This is a genomic window from Bacteroides hominis, from assembly GCF_033042785.2.
GTDB classification, from domain to species: Bacteria; Bacteroidota; Bacteroidia; order Bacteroidales; family Bacteroidaceae; genus Bacteroides; species Bacteroides hominis.
The window spans coordinates 916291-937809 of record NZ_CP178829.1 but is presented as its reverse complement, the minus strand read 5'-3'; the positions used below and the strand labels follow the sequence as shown (position 1 = coordinate 937809).

At 44.1% G+C, this 21519-nt stretch carries 11 protein-coding genes; 4 read left to right on the top strand and 7 right to left on the bottom strand.

The window, feature by feature from the left end; translation table 11 throughout:
- Window positions 1-10: 10 nt before the first annotated feature.
- Together R3O62_RS04215 and R3O62_RS04210 are read left to right on the top strand one after the other, a co-directional pair.
- Entirely contained in the window at window positions 11-1960 is a 1950-nt protein-coding gene (locus tag R3O62_RS04215) for a RagB/SusD family nutrient uptake outer membrane protein (RefSeq protein ID WP_005781752.1), read from the top strand.
- 131 nt (window positions 1961-2091) lie between these two features.
- On the top strand, window positions 2092-3633 hold the full coding sequence (locus tag R3O62_RS04210; RefSeq protein ID WP_032529820.1) for an arylsulfatase: 1542 nt from the start codon (window positions 2092-2094) through the stop codon (window positions 3631-3633).
- Between the two features lie 1168 nt (window positions 3634-4801).
- Here R3O62_RS04210 and R3O62_RS04205 read toward each other — a convergent pair.
- Window positions 4802-7303 carry a YfhO family protein gene (locus R3O62_RS04205; RefSeq protein ID WP_032536909.1) on the bottom strand — a complete coding sequence of 834 codons (2502 nt, stop codon included), beginning with the start codon at window positions 7301-7303 and terminating at the stop codon, window positions 4802-4804.
- A 104-nt stretch (window positions 7304-7407) separates the two neighbouring features.
- Window positions 7408-8826 carry an adenosylhomocysteinase gene (gene ahcY, locus R3O62_RS04200; RefSeq protein ID WP_005781763.1) on the bottom strand — a complete coding sequence of 473 codons (1419 nt, stop codon included), beginning with the start codon at window positions 8824-8826 and terminating at the stop codon, window positions 7408-7410.
- A gap of 186 nt (window positions 8827-9012) precedes the next feature.
- Between ahcY and R3O62_RS04195 the strand changes: the two genes are divergently transcribed.
- Entirely contained in the window at window positions 9013-10581 is a 1569-nt protein-coding gene (locus tag R3O62_RS04195) for a sensor histidine kinase (RefSeq protein ID WP_005822395.1), read from the top strand.
- A 57-nt stretch (window positions 10582-10638) separates the two neighbouring features.
- Here R3O62_RS04195 and R3O62_RS04190 read toward each other — a convergent pair whose 3' ends face one another.
- The 3 genes from R3O62_RS04190 to rpsO all read right to left on the bottom strand — a co-directional run bounded on the left by R3O62_RS04190 (window position 10639) and on the right by rpsO (window position 13327).
- On the bottom strand, window positions 10639-12288 hold the full coding sequence (locus R3O62_RS04190) for an AMP-binding protein (RefSeq protein WP_032535413.1): 1650 nt from the start codon (window positions 12286-12288) through the stop codon (window positions 10639-10641).
- A 35-nt stretch (window positions 12289-12323) separates the two neighbouring features.
- Window positions 12324-12899, bottom strand: a complete 576-nt coding sequence (locus tag R3O62_RS04185; protein WP_005781772.1) for a helix-turn-helix domain-containing protein — start codon at window positions 12897-12899, stop codon at window positions 12324-12326.
- Between the two features lie 158 nt (window positions 12900-13057).
- Window positions 13058-13327 carry a 30S ribosomal protein S15 gene (gene rpsO / locus R3O62_RS04180; RefSeq protein ID WP_005781774.1) on the bottom strand — a complete coding sequence of 90 codons (270 nt, stop codon included), beginning with the start codon at window positions 13325-13327 and terminating at the stop codon, window positions 13058-13060.
- A gap of 155 nt (window positions 13328-13482) precedes the next feature.
- Between rpsO and typA the strand changes: the two genes are divergently transcribed.
- The gene (gene typA / locus R3O62_RS04175; RefSeq protein ID WP_005811760.1) at window positions 13483-15282 is read left to right on the top strand and encodes a translational GTPase TypA; all 1800 of its coding nucleotides are present in this window, start codon (window positions 13483-13485) and stop codon (window positions 15280-15282) included.
- A gap of 228 nt (window positions 15283-15510) precedes the next feature.
- Here the strand turns inward: typA and R3O62_RS04170 are convergent, their stop codons facing one another.
- Window positions 15511-17538 (bottom strand): RagB/SusD family nutrient uptake outer membrane protein, encoded by a 2028-nt coding sequence (locus tag R3O62_RS04170; RefSeq protein WP_005781777.1) that lies wholly within the window; start codon window positions 17536-17538, stop codon window positions 15511-15513.
- Between the two features lie 14 nt (window positions 17539-17552).
- On the bottom strand, window positions 17553-20813 hold the full coding sequence (locus R3O62_RS04165) for a SusC/RagA family TonB-linked outer membrane protein (protein WP_032529822.1): 3261 nt from the start codon (window positions 20811-20813) through the stop codon (window positions 17553-17555).
- Window positions 20814-21519: the final 706 nt, after the last annotated feature.

The window sequence follows — 21519 nt, the reverse complement described above, 5'->3', positions numbered from 1 at the left end:
AGAATTAAAAATGAAAAAGATATATCTATCATTGGCTATTTTAGCCGGAATCGGACTGGCCGGATGTAATGACAGCTTTTTGGAGCATGCGCCTGTCACCAGTCTGACAGAGAATAATGCTTTTAAATCTTACGATAACTTTAAGTCGTTTGCATGGCCCTGCTATGAGATATTCAAAGACAATAATATAGCCAATACAATCAACGGAACCGGGCAAGGATCTTGTTACGCAGGTGATATGAATGCCGGATACTTGGAGAGTCGTGCCAATGAGTCAGGTAATGACTATGCTTTCGGAAGGGTGCAGAGTGTGGCTTCGGGCAATGGCTGGGGATTTTCCGGCACATTCCGTCGTGCTAACATCTTGCTTGCCAATATCGATAAGTCAGAAATGACTGATGCTGAAAAAGACCATTGGCGTGCGGTGGGATATTTCTTCCACTCATATTGGTACATGGAGCTTATCAACCGTTTCGGGGCAGTGCCTTGGGTCAATACGGTTCTTAACGAAAGTTCTCCCGAAGCTTACGGCCCCCGTGTTGACCGTGAGATTGTAGCAGACTCCGTATTGAATCGTTTGAAATGGGCTGAAGCGAATATCGGGGATTTTGAGAAACAAGACGGTGCGAATACCATCAATCGTGATTGTATTCGTGCAGCTATCTCACGATTTACGTTGCGTGAAGCCACTTGGCGCAAATATCACGGAATGGAGGGTGCCCAGAAGTTCTTTGACGAATGTATCCGGGTGTCTCGCCTGTTGATGAATGATTATCCTACTCTTTACTACGGAACAGACGGTCAGCCTGCAGCCGGATATGGGGAGATGTGGACTACAGAAGATTTGGGCAAAGTGCCGGGAGTCATCCTGTACATGGAGTTTGTTCAGGACATCAAGATGGCCAACTTCAGTGCATTGGAACACATGGATAGCCATAATGTGGAGATGAACCAGCACACAGTTGATCTCTATCTGTGTAAGGACGGTAAGCCGATTGCTACTTCTGAGAACTATCATGGAGACAAAACGCCATACGCTACTTTCCGCGACCGTGACCCGCGTTTATATCATGTGGTGATGCCTCCGTATAAAGTAAAAGCAAAGGCCAAGACGAAAGATGATCCCAGAACATGGGATTATACCGATGATCCTGCCGACCGTGAATACATTGACATAATGGGACCTAACGAATCGTGTGATAACCCCGGTATCGGCATGAAACGTCTGCCCGGACAGAACTGGGCAGCCTCACTGGTTCCTTCTTCACCCAACTTTATGGGAGGTATCGGAGCTACAGGTTTCGTGAGAAGCCGTTCGGGATATTACTTCTGGAAGAACTGGAGCAACTGGGAAACGAACCGAAATGGAGGTATCACTCTGAACACATCGGATAAACCTATCTTCAAAATCGAAGAGGTATTGCTGAATTATGCTGAGGCCATGTGCGAGACAGGGCAGTTCACTCAGGCAGTGGCCGACGAGTCTATCAATAAACTACGTAAACGTGCCGGTGTGGCAGATATGAAGGTTGCCGAGATCAACGATAGCTTTGACCCGAATCGTGGCCGCTATTACCCGAAAGGTAATGAACAAGGTGTTCTGGTAGATCCTGTTTTGTGGGAAGTCCGTCGTGAACGTATTATCGAGTTAATGGGTGAAGGCTTCGGATTCTATGATATCCGTCGTTGGAGAATGGCTCCCTGGTTCCTTAATCGTCAGCTCAAAGGAATGTGGATGACGAAAGATAAGTTCAGACATGGTGCCCAGTTCTTGCTGGATGAAACGACCGGCGGACCGGATCCTGCCGACGGAGCCATGACAGAAGGATATATCTATCTGCAACCCGACCCTATCAAAGCAGGCGAAGGCTGGCAGGAGAGATATTATCTTTATGAAGTTCCCAGCCAGGAGATTATTCTGAATCCTGCACTTGCACCTAACAATCCGGGATGGGAATAACTGAAGCGGAATATAAATGAACCAAACTCACCACAGATTACACAGATTATTTAACTTAGCTCTCAGTGAAATAAATTATTAATCTGTGAAAATCCGTGTAATCTGTGGTGAAATCGAAATAAACCCAACGAATGAACCAGAAAATCATTTATAGCAGTGCATTGCTTGTCGGGCTGGGTAGCTCGCAAGCATTTGCCCATCAAGAGAAGGCACATGACCCTCAAAAACCGAATATCATCTTTATCATGTGCGATGACATGGGGTATGGAGATTTGGGTTGTTACGGACAGCCATACATCAGTACGCCTAACATCGACAACATGGCCCGTGAAGGTATGCGTTTTACGCAAGCCTATGCCGGAAGTCCGGTGAGCGCACCTTCGCGTGCGTCGTTGATGACCGGACAGCATACCGGACATTGTGAAGTACGTGGCAATAAAGAGTATTGGACTCAAGCATCTACGGTGATGTATGGCGATAATAAAGAATTCTCGGTTGTCGGACAACACCCTTATGATCCGGAACATATCATTCTGCCTGAGATCATGAAAGATAACGGATATACTACCGGCATGTTTGGCAAATGGGCAGGGGGATACGAAGGTTCTGTGTCCACTCCGGATAAAAGGGGAATCGATGAATATTACGGATATATCTGTCAGTTTCAGGCCCACCTCTATTATCCCAATTTCCTGAACCGTTATAGCCAGTCGTTGGGCGATACGGGTGTCGTACGTGTTGTGATGGAAGAGAATATCAAATATCCGATGTACGGTCCCGATTATCATAAACGTACTCAATACTCAGCCGATTTGATTCATCAGAAAGCGATGGAATGGATCGATAAACAGAATGAAGATCAACCTTTTTTCGGTGTTTTCACCTATACTTTGCCTCACGCAGAACTGGTGCAGCCGGAAGACTCTATTCTGAACCATTACAAGACACAGTTTACTGATGATAAAGCTTTTGGTGGTCAGAAGGGGTCCCGATATAACGCTATCACCCATGTACATGCGCAGTTTGCAGGTATGATCACCCGTTTGGACCATTATGTGGGTGAGGTCCTGAAGAAGTTAGAAGAGAAAGGATTGGATAAAAATACGATTGTCATCTTTACCAGTGATAATGGTCCCCACGAGGAAGGCGGGGCCGATCCCACTTTCTTCGGGCGTGACGGGAAGTTGCGTGGCTTGAAACGCCAGTGTTACGAGGGTGGTATCCGTGTTCCGTTTATTGTCCGTTGGCCCGGTCAGGTTGCTGCCGGAACAGTGAATGATCACCAATGTGCTTTTTACGACGTCATGCCTACCTTGTGTGATTTGACGGGTGTGAAGAATTTCCCGAAAAAATATGTGAATAAGAAGAAAGAATCCGATTATTTTGATGGTATCTCTTTTGCCCGGACTCTGTTGGGTAAGAAGAACCAGAAGAAACATGATTTTCTTTATTGGGAATTTAATGAAACGAACCAGATAGGCGTACGCATGGGAGATTGGAAAATGGTTGTTAAGAAAGGTATTCCTTTCCTTTATAATTTGGCAACAGATATCCATGAAGACCATAATGTAGCTGCCGAGAATCCGGATATTGTGAAGAAAATGGTTGGAATTATCCACCGGCAACATACGGAAAATCCGAATTTCAAGGTAACGTTACCTGCCGTGATGTAAGAAGGTGCTTAGTAAGAAGTTATATCAAGCGCCATCCTTTATCCTCTATTCAGAGGAAGGATGGCGCTTTTAATTTGATGGTTTAAAATGTGGTTTGGTATCAAAATGTTTGATATTCTACTTATTTGCTGACATCCACTTTGGCGAAATGTAGCGAAATAGAGGAGGAATCATCGGATATTTCTTTTTAGATCACTTGTTACCGGGAAATAATGTGAGAGGTGCCGGCACGAAGTTAACTTCCTGCTGGCAAATAACTAACTTCCTGTCGGCAGAGAATTAATTTCCTGAGAGTAGGAAGTTAACTTCTTATTAATAATAAGTTTGTTTTCTGATGAAAAACGCACTTTTTTTCTTGGAAAAGCCTTTAATTCAGGGGAAGAAAGTGGCTTTTTTTTCTATAATAAAGTTTTAGAGGCCTCTTTTTTTAATATCATTCTGAACGTTCGTTTGTTATCTGGCTTTCTTGTGAATAGTAAATGGGATCGGCTAATTATCTTTCTTATAGTATTTCACTGTATTTGGTGGCTATGTGATTTTTAGAACAACGCTATTTCTGAGTTTTTTTATTCTTTCTTTGTTATGGTGTGCAAAAAAACGACTCTAAAGGGTGTTTAGAATACATTTAGACAAAATGACAAAAAGCTATCGCGGATTTATTTACTTGAATATATTTTTATTGTAACCTTTTTGTATTGGTTGATGTTTAATCTCTAAGATAGAACAAGATGTCAGAATGTTTTTTCTATAACCTTGTGTCGTCCATTGAATAGTTCTGTAGCTGATTCTACGATTTATTCAAAGAATTTAGGGGCAATGAATCGGTTGAATATAGATGAATGGCATAAGAGGTATGGCACATTTGATACAGGCTGTTCTTATGATCGCATTGCTGAATTTACAGAATAGCTTCCTAAGCGATATTGAAGGTCTTGATTTAAGTGTTGGGTAAAAATAATGTGTTTTAATAACTCAAGCGGTGTATATGAATCCGGAATTTATCACTTTCGATGAGGCTACTCTTTTTTAGATGCCATCAATGAAAAAGAAATTATAGAGTATGAAAGAATTAATAATAAATTACGTATAGAATAAAACACAAACTCCTCAGACTACTTCTGTCTGAGGAGTTCGTGTTTGTAAATGATGAACCGGTCTCTGTAGACGGTTATTTTTTTATGCTTTCTCCATATTTTTTCCGGTTGATCCATACCAGAATAATTACTCCTATCAGCAATAATGCCATCGCTCCATATGCAATACCTTCTGTGACGTGCAGGCTTTGCGGATCAAAACGCATTTCGATGGTATGCTTACCCGCCGGTACGTTCATAGCACGTAAGATGTAATCTGCACGGGCAATATCGGCAGGTTTGCCATCAATGGTTGCCGTCCATCCCGGATAATATATTTCCGAGAATACAACTACACCGTCTTTGGGCGAGGAAGTCTCGTATACTAATTGGTTGGGTTCATAGCCGGTCAACCGGATGGTGGACAGTGAGTCTTTGTAGCCCTCGTTCACCCCTTTCAAGGCCTCTTTAAACTTAGAGTCTACTATAGCGGTTTGTTGGAGGTCGACTTGCCCGATGGCATCGATTTCTTCGTTCGCATTGTTCACGTACTGTACTTTATCTACGAACCACGCATTGCCGAAAGCATATGGGTTTTCAATGGGGACTGTTTGGCCTTGTTGCCCGGCAGGGAATATGAAGTACTTTGTATTCAGCATATTCAGTACAGGGAATTTAGCCGCGTTCACACTGTCCATTTGACCGCCTGCTGTTGCTACTTCCTGATAGGCTGCCTGCATCTCTTTGGCAATATGGTGGTCTATCATTTCCTGATAACGGCGGAGTTTGGCAGCATGGTAGCCACCTACGCTCTTGTGCCAATAAGAAGTATTGTTTTCTTCGAATGTATTGCCTGCGAAGTTCAATACACGGTAATCCGGTGATTGATCTTGCAGGATCAGTTCATCTGTCTGACTCTTCCGGAACGTTGCAGCCTGTTCGGATTTCGGGACGAACTGTTCGTCGTACAAATAGCGTTTGTTTACGCTCCACATGTCTCCCAGGCATAGCAGGGCAATAGCGGCAACAGTCCAGGTCGCTTTCAGTTTTTTTGCGTTGTAAGCCAGTAAGAGCAGGGTACCGATAGTAACGATAAAGAAACTGCGCCAAGCGTCAGAAGTGAAAAGGTGCACACGCATCTCTTCAAGATTAGCCACTATAGGTGATAACTGATCGGCGGGCAGAGCATTCTGCAGGGCTGCCATCTCGTTAGCAGGAATATAAGTCGGGAAGAATAGGCGGGGAGCAATGGCAAAAAGTAGCGCAAGTCCCCCGGTCAGTCCGAAACTGATATAGATATATTTCAGTTTCTCTTTCAGCAGCTCCGGCTTGCTAAGTATCTCTTTCAGGGTGAGAATCGCGAGCAGGGGAATGGTAAACTCGGCAATTACCAGAATGGAAGATACGGCGCGGAACTTATTATACATCGGGATGTAATCGATAAAGAAGTCTGTCAGCCCCATAAAATTTTTACCCCACGAAAGCAGGATAGAGAAAATGGTGGCTCCTAACAGTGCCCATTTCATGGGACCTTTTACAATGAAACAGCCCAGAATGAAAAGCATTAGTACAAAAGCACCTACGTAGACAGGACCGCTTGTCATGGGTTGGTCGCCGAAGTACTGGGTCAGTTGTGAGTAGAGGCTGCTGTACATCGGATTGGCTTTTTCCATTGCCTTTTCACTTCGTGACAATGGCACCGAGGCGCCTCCCTTGACATTGGGGACCAGTAATGAGAATGTTTCGCCGATGCCATAGCTCCATTGGGTGATATAGTCACGATTGAGCCCGCTGCTTGTCTGCTTTGCGGCAGCTCCTTCATATTTCAACTCACTTTTGCCACGCATCGTTTCTTTGCTATACTCGTAAGTGTGGTATAGGCTCGAAAGATTGATGGATACACCGATTAATCCGGCGATAATCAGCACACCGGTAGCTTTGAAGAACTGGGGAAGTTCTTTTTTGCGCCAGGCATCTTCGAAGAATGCACCTACCATGAAGAGAATGACAAACAGGAAATAGTAGGTCATTTGCACATGGTTGGACAGAATCTGCATGGCCATGAACAAAGCAGTGACAATCCCTCCTAACAAATATTTTTTCCGGTAAGCAAGTACAATACCTGCTATTGTAGGTGGTATATAGGCAAGGGTGATGAATTTCCAGATATGTCCGGCAGCAATCAAAATGAAGAAGTAGGACGAAAAGGCCCAGATAATTCCTCCCAACCCCGAGAGCCATGCCGGTATGCCGAATGCCCTTAGCAGGATATAGAATCCGAGCATCATGATAAATGTGAGCCATACGTAGTTTGGGAGAAAAAGATGATATACTTTTTGTACGAATGTCAGTGGCTCGGTGGAGTCGTAACTTGGGGACATCTGGTAGGTGGGCATTCCTCCGAAAAGGGCGTTTGTCCAACGTGTGCGTTCACCTGTTTTTTCATAGTACTCTTTAGCTTCCTGTCCGGCTCCGGCTCCGGCTACGGTGTCGTGCTGGAAGAGAATCCGGTCTTCAGTGATCGCCGGGAAGAAATAGATGAAAGAGATGACTATGAATGCCAGAATGGCAATAAGGTCTGGAAGAAACTTTTTCATTTACGATTAGACGATTTACAATTTATGATTGAGGTTTGACTGTAGGATTAGACGATTTACAATCCGGCTTAACCGTTATTCGTAAATCGTCCAATCGTAACTTTTTAATATCTGTAGTGGTCGGCTTTATATGGGCCGTCAACCGAAACTCCGATATAGGCAGCCTGCTCAGGAGTCAGTTTGGTCAGCTTTACGCCGATCTTTTCAAGATGCAGTCGGGCTACTTCTTCATCCAGGTGTTTCGGCAAGCGATATACGTTGATGTCGTATTTCTTGTTGAACAGCTCGATCTGTGCCAGTGTCTGGTTAGTGAAAGAGTTGCTCATCACGAAAGAGGGATGTCCTGTGGCGCAGCCCAGGTTTACCAAACGGCCGTCTGCCAGCAGAATGATGCTGTGCCCGTCAGGGAAATAATAACGGTCTACCTGTGGTTTGATATTGACACGTTTGATACCCGGGTAATGTTTCAGGGCATCTACCTGAATTTCATTGTCAAAGTGACCGATGTTGCAAACAATGGCCTGATCTTTCATCTGTTCCATGTGATCGATACGGATGATGTCGATGTTACCGGTTGTGGTAACAAAGATGTTACCTTCTTTGCAGGCGTCCTCCATGGTCACTACCTCAAAACCTTCCATAGCGGCCTGAAGTGCACAGATGGGATCGACTTCTGTCACTAACACGCGGGCCCCATAAGAGCGCATGGAGTGTGAACAGCCTTTACCTACATCTCCATAGCCGCATACTACAACTACTTTACCGGCAATCATTACGTCTGTGGCACGTTTAATGCCGTCTGCCAGTGATTCGCGGCAACCATACAGGTTGTCGAATTTAGATTTGGTAACCGAGTCGTTTACGTTGAAGGCAGGGAACAACAACTTGCCTTCTTCCTGCATCTGGTATAAGCGATGCACGCCGGTCGTTGTCTCTTCCGAAACTCCGCGCACTTCAGCCGCTACCCGGTGCCAGCGTTCTTTGTCTTCTGCCAGCACTTTTTTCAGTATGGCGTTCAGTTCTATTTCATCTTCGGCATGTACCTCTTTGTCCAATACGGCAGCATTATTTTCTGCTTCATAGCCCACATGGATCATCATTGTGGCATCCCCGCCATCGTCGACAATCACTGTCGGCCCTTTGCCTCCTTCGAAATTCAGAGCCTGCAAGGTACACCACCAATAGTCTGCCAAAGTTTCACCTTTCCAGGCAAATACGGCAACACCTGAAGCTGCAATGGCTGCTGCTGCATGATCTTGTGTCGAATATATGTTGCAAGAGCACCAACGGACTTCAGCTCCCAAAGCCACCAGCGTTTCAATCAGGACGGCAGTCTGGATTGTCATGTGCAGCGAACCCATGATACGGGCACCTTTCAACGGTTTGGATTCTCCATATTTTTCGCGAAGAGCCATAAGGCCGGGCATTTCTTTTTCTGCCAAGTCGATTTCCTTGCGACCAAAGTCGGCAAGTGTGATGTCTGCCACTTTGTAGGGCAGGGTAGAGAATAATTCTGTGGACATAAATGTAAATTGTTTAAAATATAAAGTGGTGCAAAGATAGAACATTCTGAATAGTAGGGCAAAAGCTATCGGATTTTTTAATCAATAATAACTTCGATTTGTAGGATATTTTTCAGATTTATGTATTATATTTGCAAGTAATCAAATGCTATATACAACAATATAGATTTAAACAGACTGAAATCCATGGGATACTACGAGCATAAAACAAAAGAAGAACTACTGGAGATTGTAGAGAAATTGGAGAAAAAAGTAGAGGGGCTCTCTTCTGAACTCGACTCTCTTAAAAAAGGACGGTTTCGCGAGCGGTACAGTACCCGGATTTTGGATGCTTTGCCCGATATGCTTACTGTTTTTGACCATAATGCCAATATAGTAGAGTTAGCTTCATCACCTACTACGAATCATGTTGAAGGTACGACAGCCGAGAGTATTATAAATTCAAATGTAAGAGATATTGTTCCTGAGGAAGCTTATGAAAGTGTTCGTCAGAACATGGATAAGGTGATTCGTACCGGAAAGAGTTCGATAGCCGAACATTCGTTAACGTTGGACGGTGTTCTTCACCATTATGAAAATCGTATTTTTCCGTTGGATGATCAATATTTGTTGTGTATGTGCCGTGATGTATCACAAGAGACTGAAATGGCAAGAACCAACGAGGCTCAGCGAAGTGAGATCGTACGTCTCAATTCGTTGATGAATGATATTCTGAATAATATTCCTGTCTATTTGTTTGTGAAAGATACAGGGAACGACTTTCGTTATCTTTATTGGAATAAAGCTTTTGCCGAATATTCGGGTATCTCTGTCGAGAGGGCCGTGGGGAGTACAGATGCGGAGATATTTCCGGATAAAAAGGATGCGGAGCGTCTCCGGCAAGATGATTTGAAAGCGATGGAGCTGGGGCGCATTGAGTATCTGGAAACTTATACCACTATGAGTGGTGAAGCCCGTACAGTGACCACCATGAAAACAGTGGTTCCTTCAGGAGGACGGTATCCTTATATCATTGGAGTGTCATGGGATGTGACCGAAACAAAGAAGACGGAAAAAGAATTGATAGCGGCCCGGATCAAGGCCGAAGAGGCCGACCGGATGAAATCTTCGTTTTTGGCAAATATGAGCCACGAAATACGCACTCCGCTAAATGCGATTGTAGGTTTCTCCAAACTGATTATCGAGGCGGACGATGAGTATGAAAAGCGGCAATATGCCGATATCGTAGAGCACAATTCGTCTGTCCTGTTGAATCTCTTCAATGATATTCTCGATCTTTCTGCACTTGAGGCCGGTTCCTTGGAACTTTCTTATCATCCTGTGAAGTTGAAAGATATCTGTCTGCAATTGCATGAATTGTATGTGAAATCGGTTAAACCGGAAGTTCGACTTATGTTGGACGAAGTAGATCCGCAGCTATGCATACAAGGAGATTGGGAGCGCATTTCGCAGATTTTGGTCAATCTGATCACCAATGCCATTAAGTTTACTTCTGCCGGAGAAATTCATTTCGGATTTCAGGAAAAGGCCGATATGGTGCAGTTTTATGTATCGGATACAGGGAAAGGAATCCCTGCAGAAAGGGTGGCTACGATCTTCCAGCGTTTCGGAAAGATAGATGATTTTGTGCAAGGCACAGGGTTGGGACTGACTATTTGCCGTATGCTTGTCGAAAAGATGGGCGGACGAATCTGGGTACGTTCCAAACAGGGCAAAGGAACTGTCTTTTATTTTACTTTACCTGTGAAGCGATAATGATAAGTGATTAACGTTTGGAATTTCTCTCCGGTTAATCACTTATCATGTCTGTTTTTATATAATCTGGATACCTTGTTCTTCGCAGAGTTTCAATCCTAAATCCTTCAGTTTGAATTTTTGTATCTTTCCGCTTCCGGTCATAGGGAACTCATCAATAAAGAAAATATATTTGGGTATTTTGTAGCGGGAGATTTTATTACGGCAGAAGTCCTGCACGTCTGATGCCTGCATGGTTACCCCTTCGTGCAGAATGATGAAGGCGCCTACTGCTTCTCCATACTTTTTAGACGGAATGCCTGATACCTGCACGTCTTTTACTCCTTCAAGCTTATAGAGGAATTCTTCGATTTCACGCGGATAGATATTCTCCCCTCCACGTATGATCATATCTTTGATGCGCCCCGTGATGCGATAGTTTCCATTTTCGTCCTTGATTCCCAAGTCTCCTGAGTGCAGGAAGTTGTTTTTATCTATCACTTCAGCTGTAGCTTGTGGGTTCTTATAATATCCTTTCATGGTGTTATATCCGCGATTGCACATTTCTCCCTGTACGCCGATCGGGCATTCTTCACCTGTTTCCGGATCAAGCACTTTTACTTCTGTGAACTCAAAGTCACGTCCTACAGTGTTGCAGCGTACGTCAAATGGATCGTCAATGCGGGTGGCAGTCATACCCGGAGCTGCTTCAGTCAGCCCGTATACGCTGGTCACCTTCATATACATTTTTTCTTCCACCTGTTTCATCAACTCTACCGGGCAGAGTGAGCCGGCCATGATGCCTGTACGAAGACTCGACATGTCGAACATATCGAACATCGGATGATTTAGTTCGGCGATAAACATGGTAGGTACTCCATAGAGTGCGGTACATCTTTCTTTATGGATGGATGCCAGTACGATGAGTGGGTCAAAGCGTTCAACCATCACCTGGGTACAGCCGTGAGTCAGGCAGTTCATGGTGGCTAACACTACGCCGAAGCAATGGAACAGAGGTACGCAGCAACATAGTTTATCGTCGGCTGTGAATTTCATATGCTCGCCGGTCAGGAAACCATTATTGCTTATATTGTAATGTGTCAGCATGACCCCTTTGGGAAAACCGGTTGTTCCGGAGGTATATTGCATATTTACCACGTCGTGACAGTCGACGCCGGCTTTGAGTTCATTGAGTCTGGTGTCTTCTATATTATCGCCTAATAACAGGATTTCCTGTGTATTGTACATCCCGCGGTGCTTCTCTTGTCCTACATAGATCACATTTTTCATATAGGGGAAACGTTCGCTCTTCAGATGTCCGCGTTCACAGGTTTTCAGTTCCGGAAGCATATTGTAGGTCATCTGAACAAAGTCGCTGTCCTTCTCTCCATTAACAATGCAGAGTGTATGCATGTCCGAGTTCTCGCACAAATATTCCAGTTCAGCTTGTTTATAGTTGGTGTTTACTGTCACGTAGACTGCACCGATTTTTGCACAGGCATATAGCAGAGTCAGCCAGTCCGGTACGTTTGCCGCCCAGATGCCTACATGGGTACCTCTTTCCACTCCGATGGCAATCAATCCTTTCGCCATGTCATCCACCCGTTTGTTGAATTGCTTCCAGGTGAAACGCAGGTTACGGTCGGAGTATACAATGTATTCTTTGTCGGGTGTTGTTTCGGCCCAATGTTCAAGCCACTGACCGAGTGTTTTTTCGTATAGTTGCATGTTTTTAGTATGTGTGGAGCGATAATCGTTGATCATTAAATCGGTGTATAGATCACTGCCAGAATTTTGGCAGCCTGTCCTTCGTAGGCATGAACGTGATGAGGGACGATGGAGTCATAATAGATACTATCGCCTTCCTCAAGCAAGTAGGTGCTCTTTCCGTAACTGATTTCCATGACTCCTTCCATGACCATGATGAATTCCTCTCCTTCATGGGAAGATAGCACGAAATCACTGTCTTGTGTAGGGGCTACATCGATAATGAACGGTTCCATGTGGCGGTCGGCTTTTGACTTGGACAGTGAATGGTACTGCATGTGTTTGCGCGAATGGATGGCGTTGTTTGAAAAGCTGATCGTGTCTGTTGCTTCCATTTTGCGCGAAACAACCGGACCTGTTTCATCCTGGTCGTCGAGGAAAGTCCCCAGACGTACGCCCAATACACGGGCTATTTTGATAAGCGGTGCCAATGACGGCAGGTCAATATTGTTTTCGATACGTTCTATCTGTTCGATAGCCAGTCCCGAGCGTTCGGCAAGTTCTTCTATTGAGATTCCTTTGTTCTCACGGAGTGATTTTATCTTTTCTCCTACGATTTTACTTGTATCCATAATGTTTGAATGTATTTTCCTGGTAAAAGGTTATAATTTAATTCGTTTTGCTGCAAAATTAATGAAATTTTATATCCAAGCAAGGGGAAGGGTAAAAAATAAAAGCCGTTTCTTCCCGATGGAAGAAACGGCTTTTAAATTTTGTTCGCGGTAAGTGATTACTTACGCAAGCCAAGCTCTTTGATGATATCACGATATCTGGTGATATCTTTTGCTTTCAGGTAGTCGAGCAAAGCACGACGTTTACCTACTAACATAGTCAAAGCTCTTTCTGTACTATAATCTTTTCTGTTGAGCTTCATGTGCTCAGTCAGGTGAGTAATACGGTATGAAAACAAAGCTATCTGGGCCTCAGCTGAGCCAGTATCAGTGTTAGACTTTCCGTACTTACCGAAGATTTCTTGCTTTTTAGCAGCGTCTAAATACATAATTAATAAAATTATTGATCTATAAAATGTTTCTTTGAGCGTGCAAAGATAGGCATTATCTTTTATCCCACAATGAATTGCAGGAAATATTTTCTATACTATCCCTTTTTTCTAATCCAATTTTTGTACCTTTGTCGCCAAATAATAGGTATTCTATGCAAAATATTCGAAACATTGCAATTATTGCCCATGTTGACCATGGGAAAACGACTCTCGTCGATAAAATGCTTTTAGCCGGAAACTTGTTTCGCGGCAACCAAACAAGCGGTGAATTAATTCTGGATAACAACGACTTGGAGCGTGAACGAGGGATAACGATTCTCTCTAAAAACGTTTCTATCAATTACAACGGAACTAAGATTAATATTATTGATACTCCGGGACACAGCGACTTCGGTGGTGAAGTAGAGCGTGTGCTCAACATGGCCGATGGGTGTATTCTGTTGGTTGATGCTTTTGAAGGTCCGATGCCGCAAACGCGCTTCGTATTACAGAAAGCTTTGGAAATCGGATTGAAACCGATTGTTGTTATTAATAAGGTGGATAAGCCGAACTGCCGTCCGGACGAAGTACACGAGATGGTGTTCGATCTGATGTTCAGCCTCGATGCTACTGAAGAGCAGCTTGACTTCCCGACAATCTATGGTTCGGCTAAGAACAACTGGATGAGTACGGACTGGAAAGAGCAGACAGACAGCATTGTGCCTTTGCTGGATTGTATTGTAGAGAACATTCCTGCTCCGGAACAATTGGAAGGTACTCCGCAGATGCTGATCACTTCACTCGATTATTCTTCATATACAGGCCGTATCGCTGTAGGACGTGTTCACCGCGGTACGCTCAAGGAGGGTATGAATGTATCCTTGGCTAAGCGCGACGGTAGTATTGTAAAATCTAAAATAAAGGAAGTTCATGTTTTTGAAGGGCTGGGTCGCGTGAAAACGACTGAGGTTTCTTCAGGAGATATTTGTGCTTTGGTGGGTATTGACGGATTTGAGATTGGAGATACGATCTGCGATTATGAAAATCCGGAAGCATTGCCGCCTATCGCTATTGATGAACCGACTATGAGCATGCTGTTTGCCATCAACGATTCTCCGTTCTATGGTAAGGATGGTAAATTTGTAACTTCACGTCATATCCATGATCGTTTGACCAAGGAGTTGGATAAGAACCTCGCATTGCGCGTGCGTAAGAGTGAAGAAGACGGTAAATGGGTAGTATCGGGTCGTGGTGTGCTTCACCTTTCTGTTTTGATCGAAACGATGCGTCGTGAAGGTTACGAGTTACAGGTTGGACAGCCGCAAGTAATTTATAAAGAAATAGATGGAGTGAAGTGTGAACCGATCGAGGAACTTACAATCAACGTACCGGAAGAGTATTCAAGTAAAATCATCGATATGGTGACTCGCCGTAAGGGTGAGATGACCATGATGGAGAATACCGGTGAGCGTATTAACCTTGAGTTTGACATGCCTTCACGCGGTATCATCGGTCTTCGTACGAACGTTCTGACTGCTTCGGCAGGTGAAGCCATTATGGCTCACCGTTTTAAAGAATATCAACCGTTCAAAGGTGATATCGAACGTCGTACCAATGGTTCGATTATCGCTATGGAAAGTGGTACTGCATTTGCTTATGCAATCGATAAACTGCAGGATCGTGGTAAATTCTTTATTTTCCCTCAGGAAGAGGTATACGCTGGCCAGGTAGTGGGTGAACATGCTCACGAAAAAGACCTGGTTGTAAATGTGACTAAGTCGAAGAAACTGACTAACATGCGTGCTTCCGGTTCTGATGAGAAAGCCCGTTTGATTCCTCCTGTACAGTTCTCTCTTGAAGAGGCATTAGAGTACATCAAGGAAGACGAATATGTAGAGGTTACTCCGAAGGCTATGCGTATGCGTAAAGTGCTTTTGGATGAAAACGAACGTAAACGCGCTAACAAGAGCTGATATTTCCGGATATTTATATAATGAAAGGCTGTGCAATTTGCGCGGCCTTTTTGCTTATATATACCGTTCTTCTAATATGTAATATAAAAAAGGACATCCTCACGGACGCCCTTTTTCCAATTTTCCTTTTTTAAATTTGTGTAGTTGCTATAAATCTCTTACCACAACAACTTTATTATATACTAAAAATCAATACTTTTTTATATTTTGATTCCTATTGGAAAACTATTATTCGATAGCAGGCTCGCTTGTTTTGTTTGGCCAGTATGGGTTCTGGTAAAGTACAGAACTGTTGACTGAACGGTCCGGAGACAGTAGCTCCATCTGCCGTATCGGCACCGGATACAAGTAGTATGCCTTAGCGAATGTGTAACCGTCGAATACAGCGTTATTTGCTTTTACGATTGAGTATGGACGTACATATTTACCTAATTCTTTTGCTGACATATTGGCTGTTGAACTACCGTCTGATACAATCTTATATTTAGGCTCGCCTTTGTCGTTTTTCATTGCCACATAGTCATCATAAGCTTCATCCCAGAAGTTGAATCCTTCCGGAACATATTTGGTTGTGAGCAATTGGTCCATAGCTCTCCAACGCATCAGGTCATCCCAACGCATACCTTCACCGATGAATTCGCAACGACGTTCACGGCGGATATTGAATAAAGTTGCGTCTACCAATGTAGAACCGGAGTATTTAGCCCAGTCTACTTCTTTGCTCATATCTGTATTGCGGATGGTTTTTTCGTAATCTGTGTCCACCCCACCACGTTTGCGGATGGCGGTCCAGTATTGGGCTGCTTTTCCATCTACCTTGCCATTTCTCAGATAATATGCTTCCAGATAGTTGAGGTAAGCTTCCACACCACGATAGATGATGCATCCTGTGGTCGACTGGTCGGAACCGGAGATAATCTGATCCTTTTTATAAGTCAGGCATTTACGGATGCGATATCCTGTCAAATCTCTTACTTCTTGCAGCTCAAAGAGAGCAGGTTCGCCGAACTCGGGCATAGTGCCGTCACCATCGGCTCTCGGAGCCTGCTTGTCTTTCTCACCGAATAAGAAAAGTTGCAAGCGCTGGTCACGTCCTTCTTTTTCTTCCTGAACCCTGCTGTCGCCTTTAAATCCGCTGTTGCTGGCATACCAAGGCAATCCGTTCTCCATCAGGAAGGTCTGTACATAGCTTCTCAACATTCCATTGTTTCCACCTGAATAAATATAGTTGGGAGCACCGTGGCTGATGTTGATACTTCCCGAACGAAGATAGTCTTTCCAGAAGAGAACTTCGGAATAACCGCTCATATCTTCGGCAGAGAACATCTCAAAGTAGGGATTCCAACCGGAATATTCGCTGTCGCTAAGCGGATTGAATACCCCTGTGTTTTCAGTCAGTGTGATAGCGTCCGCTACTTGTGAAGCTGCATCCATACACTGGTCGAGGAAGAAGTTGATTTCGGCTGCTACATCAAGTGAGAAATTCGGATGTACGCTCTTTCCCGGCCATGTTTCGTCACCCGGCACGCGGCCTGTTCCCTGATGATATTTCTCAAATGTAGCTTCGTATAATGCCACACGTGATTTGATCAGCAAAGCACACTGTTTGTTCAGGCGATTGTTGTTCATGAAGCCTTGGTTTTTCATTAACCCGATGGCTTTGTCGAGATCTTCGAGAATGAAGCGGGCCACTTTATTACGTGGCTGACGTACACTCTTTTCAATCAGTATCGCTTCATCATCCGGAAGCACCTCAGTGATGATAGGGTAATCTCCGTATTTGCGTAGCTGGTTGTAATATACCAATGCACGCATAAAATACATTTCACCGATGTAGTGTTTGAGGTCATCTTCTGATCCCGAGATCTTTCCGGCTTCGTATTTAGGCAATACCTGTTCGAAGAAGTAGTTGCAATAGCGGGCCAGTGACAATCCGTTGGACCAGTTGTCATTGTTTGAAGGTACTTTCCAGATCCCTTTTTCATAGTAGGTAGAGTTATAACCACCTACTACCATGTTGTCTGTACCGCCATCATTGTTTACCGTACCGGCATTCCATCCGCTATGTGTTGAGAACATAGAGTTGTATTTTGAAATAGTATATGCTGCCAGGTGGTCTGCAGTTTGGAAATACTCTTGCGGAGTGACTTGATCCAGCGGCTCTCTGTCCAGAAAGTCGTTGCACGAAGTCAGAGCCATGGATGCTCCCGCTACGAGGCAAGCCTGCGCCACGATATATTTCATTTTAATTTTCATATTCTTGGTGTTTTTTAGAAGTTAACATTTAAACCGACTGAAATGACTCTCTGCAACGGATACAGTTTACCGTTGTTCGCATCATATGTACTTCCGATTGCTTCCGGGTCGAAGATGCCTGTGATATCGGAGAAAGTAAGCAAGTTGTCTCCGGATACATAGACACGTACAGACGACATGCCTGCCTTTTCTGTCCATGTTTTGGGCAAAGTATAACCTATCTGGATATTTTTCAGACGGCAATAAGCTGCGTTTTGCAAATAACGGCTTTGTACATTCGTATTCTTACCGCCGTTTCTTGCTACACGTGGGTAGTAAGCGTTGGTGTTTGCTCCCAGAGGGTCACCTTCCGGACGCCAGAAATCCCAATGTTCCTTGAAGCCGGCAGCCTGCCATTGTCCAAGGCCGGTTGATCCCCAGAAGTACGGGCCCTGCAGCCAATAGTCACGTTTGCCGATGCCCTGGAAGAACGCGCGGAAGTCAATTCCTTTCCAGCTTGCATCGATAGTCAGACCGTAGTTAAAGCGTGGAGTACTGTTACCCAAGATTACGCGGTCGCCTGTATCTCCCAGTTTATTGCTTCCTGTGCTGATCTTGCCATCACCGTCGAGGTCGGCATACATGATGTCGCCTGCTCCCCATTTACTACCCAAGGCCGATTGGTCTACTTTTGCCAGATGGGCGTCCATTTCTTCCTGGCTTTGTGCGATACCGATTGTCTTGTATCCCCAGATATTATTGAGTTTCTGGCCTTTGTAATAAGTACCGATGTTGTAGTCTTCATTCGGATATTTCAGGATTTTCTGCTGAGAATCAGACAGAACGAATTTCACGCCATAAGAGAAATCCTGGATACGGTCTCTCCAACCCAGTTCAAGTTCAAAACCGTAGGACTTCATATCCGCATTATTGATCTTTGGCACTCCTGTACCTAAAGATGCAGCCAATTCGGGAGCCGGACCGATCATATCGTAAGTATAACGAACGAAGTAGTCGAACGAACCGGTCAAACGGTTGTTAAACAATCCCCAATCTAAACCGACATCCCATGTTTCGATGGTTTCCCATGTTTTCTTCATGCTGACAATGCCCGGATTGTTGGCGTAGTTAGGTAATGCACCGTTCAGTAACCAACCATAATTGGAGCCTGTAGGCATAGTCTGATAGAAAGGATACCATGCGTCTTTGGTATCTGTATTACCTAATTGTCCCCAAGAAGCACGGAGTTTCAATGTACCGATGCTGCATTTTTCGGCGATTCTTTCAAAGAATGGTTCTTGTGCAACGTTCCATCCGGCAGAGAATGAAGGGAAGAATCCCCAACGTTTGTCACCTATGAAACGTGACGAACCGTCGTAACGTCCGTTAGCTTCCACCATGTATCGGTCTTTATAATTGTAGTTAATACGTCCAAAGAAACCGGCTACGGCATTGTGGGCATATCCTCCCCATGCTTTCGGGTCTTCAGTGGCTGTATTGATGGTAGGCACTGAACTTGAAATCAGTGTACTCTTTTGAGCCTGGACATAACGGGTTTTATAAAGCTCACTGTTGAAACCGGCCATAACTTTGAAGTAGTGTCCGCTGTCAAACTGTTTAAAGTAGTCCGAATAGATGTTGGTCGTGTAGTAGTTTTCTTTATATGAATACTCGTTTACCTGAGAGAGGCCGAGTGCACCGCCGTTCCATGAAATCAGGTACGGTTCGTTATCTGCGTTGTATGCATACACCGGCAATACATCCCAGTGTTCGTTCGTGTTCGTTGTGCGTAAACTACCTTCCACGTTGATTCTCCAGTTTTTGATGGGTTCGAAAATGAACTGTAGCTGTTGGGTGTTCAGGTCTTTTTGGTTGATCTGTTTTCCACCGTTTTCCAACTGTTCGATTTCCATGCCGTCTACCGGATGTCCGTTCGGGTCGTAAGCCGGGTTAGTCGGCCAGCGGCGGGCGATGTTGTGGAAGAAGAGACCTGTCAGATATGACGGGCGGTCAAAGTCTTCGCGTGTCCATTTGGTTGAGTAAGTGACAGTGAACCAGTCAGCAATCTGGCTTGTGATTTTACCGTTCATCGTATAGCGTTGGAAATTATCGCTACCATGACGAAGCAGACCATTTTGGTCGAGGAAGCTTCCGCTGATAGTATATTGTGTCTTTTCTGTACCTCCGCTGATACTCAGGCTGTGTTCTTGTGACGGAACCCAGTCATTATAGAATTCCTTGAACCAGTCGGTATTGGCATTAGCACCGCCATAAGCCTGCCATTTACGGGTTTGTTCGTTCATGGTCATTGTCTCTTTCAGGGTTCCGGCTTGGTAGGCAAGAATACGGTCGAGTGCTTCTTGGCTGAATGGACCTGAGTCACCGGCATTTTCGGCTGCACGGTTGAAGTATTGTGCGAATTGATAAGAGTCCATCATTTCCGGTACACAGAGTGCGTCAGAGAAACGTACGTTACCGTTATAGCTGACCCTTGCTTTACCGCTTTTACCACTCTTGGTTGTAACGAGGATTACACCGAATGCAGCGCGGGCACCATAGATAGAGGCAGAAGCTGCATCTTTCAGTACAGATACATTTTCGATGTCGTTCGGGTTAACTGAGTTCAGGTCGCCTTCAATGCCATCGATCAAAATAAGAGGAGAAGAACCTGAACCATCACCAATAGTACCGGCACCACGGATATTGATACTCATCGAGCTGTCCAGTGCACCTCCGGAGTTGCCTACCGAGAGGTTCAGACCTGGGACTACACCTTGCAAAGCCTGCGATACGTTTTGTACCGGTCGGGCTTCAAGTACGTCGGAGCTGACCATGCCGACGGCACCGGTCACGTTCACTTTCTTTTGTGAACCATAGCCCACAATAACGACTTCATCCAATACCTCTGCATCTTCTTTCATCGTAATGTTGAGGACTGTACCTTCTGCCTTGACAGTTACGGTTTTGTAGCCGATGTAAGAAATTTCAAGTGTAGCGCCTTTAGGTACGTCAAAAGAGAATTTACCATTCAGGTCGGTGATAGTTCCCATGGTGGCATTGTCTTTCACTTTGACGGATACACCAATCATAGCTTCCCCATTTTGATCTACCACGGTACCGGTAGCTTTTACTTTTTGCTGTTGTACAGTGGTGATTTCGTGTTTTTCGTAAGTATCGGCTGCCGCTTGCTGAGGTGTTGCACACCATAGCATGATAGAAGCAGCGATTGCCATTTTCAGGCGATTTGTTTCTCGAAACCGGATTAGGTTCGGAAACAGGTTAGTTTTTTCTGTCATACACTAAATTGTTCGGTTAAACATTAATTTGATAGTTTGTTTTAGGATTCCGGATTCGATTGTATTTCCGGAATAGGTTTGTAAAGGATTCGTTTTTTCTACTTCATAAGCGCAATTATTAGAGGTTAATGTATGTATGTCATTTCTTTCCTATTCCTTTCAGAACGATGTTGCCCTATTGATTTAACTGTTTGTTTTTTGTGTTAAGTTCTCACGGAACTTGGAAAAAGGTAATAAGTTTGCCATCAGCTATCTTTTGTGTTTGTCTTTCGTTATTTTTCTTTATTGTTGGGGCCTGTATTAGTGGTTACAGAGGGTTCAGATAGTTGATTATGTTAAATGGTTACATAATTATGCTATTCTGATGATGAATATTGCGCAAATAAAAAGTAGTTTCTTTTCTACCGTCTTCTTATAGGATGATATATTTTATTTATTGCTAATCTGTTTTTAATAGATTGGCAGTACTATAAAAAGAGATAATGAAAAATATTATTATGTTTTCTTGCGTATTATTAAAACTTATCGCATCTTTGCCAAAAGATACTGTGAGTTTATAAACACATGATAACCTGTGTTAACGAAAAATATTAAATGGGAATAGGGCGAAGATTAAAGCATACTTGAAGAAAAGATCTAAATGTGATAAGTTCCGTGAGAACTAAATTTCTTCTCTTTTTTTATTTTAGCAATGAGATTCTCTTAA

Excerpts from the sequence above, each read along its gene's own strand:
- R3O62_RS04215 (WP_005781752.1), top strand. The coding sequence starts at position 11 with ATGAAAAAGATATATCTATCATTGGCTATTTTAGCCGGAATCGGACTG.
- R3O62_RS04210 (WP_032529820.1), top strand. The coding sequence starts at position 2,092 with ATGAACCAGAAAATCATTTATAGCAGTGCATTGCTTGTCGGGCTGGGT.
- R3O62_RS04205 (WP_032536909.1), bottom strand. The coding sequence starts at position 7,303 with ATGAAAAAGTTTCTTCCAGACCTTATTGCCATTCTGGCATTCATAGTC.
- ahcY (WP_005781763.1), bottom strand. The coding sequence starts at position 8,826 with ATGTCCACAGAATTATTCTCTACCCTGCCCTACAAAGTGGCAGACATC.
- R3O62_RS04195 (WP_005822395.1), top strand. The coding sequence starts at position 9,013 with ATGGGATACTACGAGCATAAAACAAAAGAAGAACTACTGGAGATTGTA.
- R3O62_RS04190 (WP_032535413.1), bottom strand. The coding sequence starts at position 12,288 with ATGCAACTATACGAAAAAACACTCGGTCAGTGGCTTGAACATTGGGCC.
- R3O62_RS04185 (WP_005781772.1), bottom strand. The coding sequence starts at position 12,899 with ATGGATACAAGTAAAATCGTAGGAGAAAAGATAAAATCACTCCGTGAG.
- rpsO (WP_005781774.1), bottom strand. The coding sequence starts at position 13,327 with ATGTATTTAGACGCTGCTAAAAAGCAAGAAATCTTCGGTAAGTACGGA.
- typA (WP_005811760.1), top strand. The coding sequence starts at position 13,483 with ATGCAAAATATTCGAAACATTGCAATTATTGCCCATGTTGACCATGGG.
- R3O62_RS04170 (WP_005781777.1), bottom strand. The coding sequence starts at position 17,538 with ATGAAAATTAAAATGAAATATATCGTGGCGCAGGCTTGCCTCGTAGCG.
- R3O62_RS04165 (WP_032529822.1), bottom strand. The coding sequence starts at position 20,813 with ATGACAGAAAAAACTAACCTGTTTCCGAACCTAATCCGGTTTCGAGAA.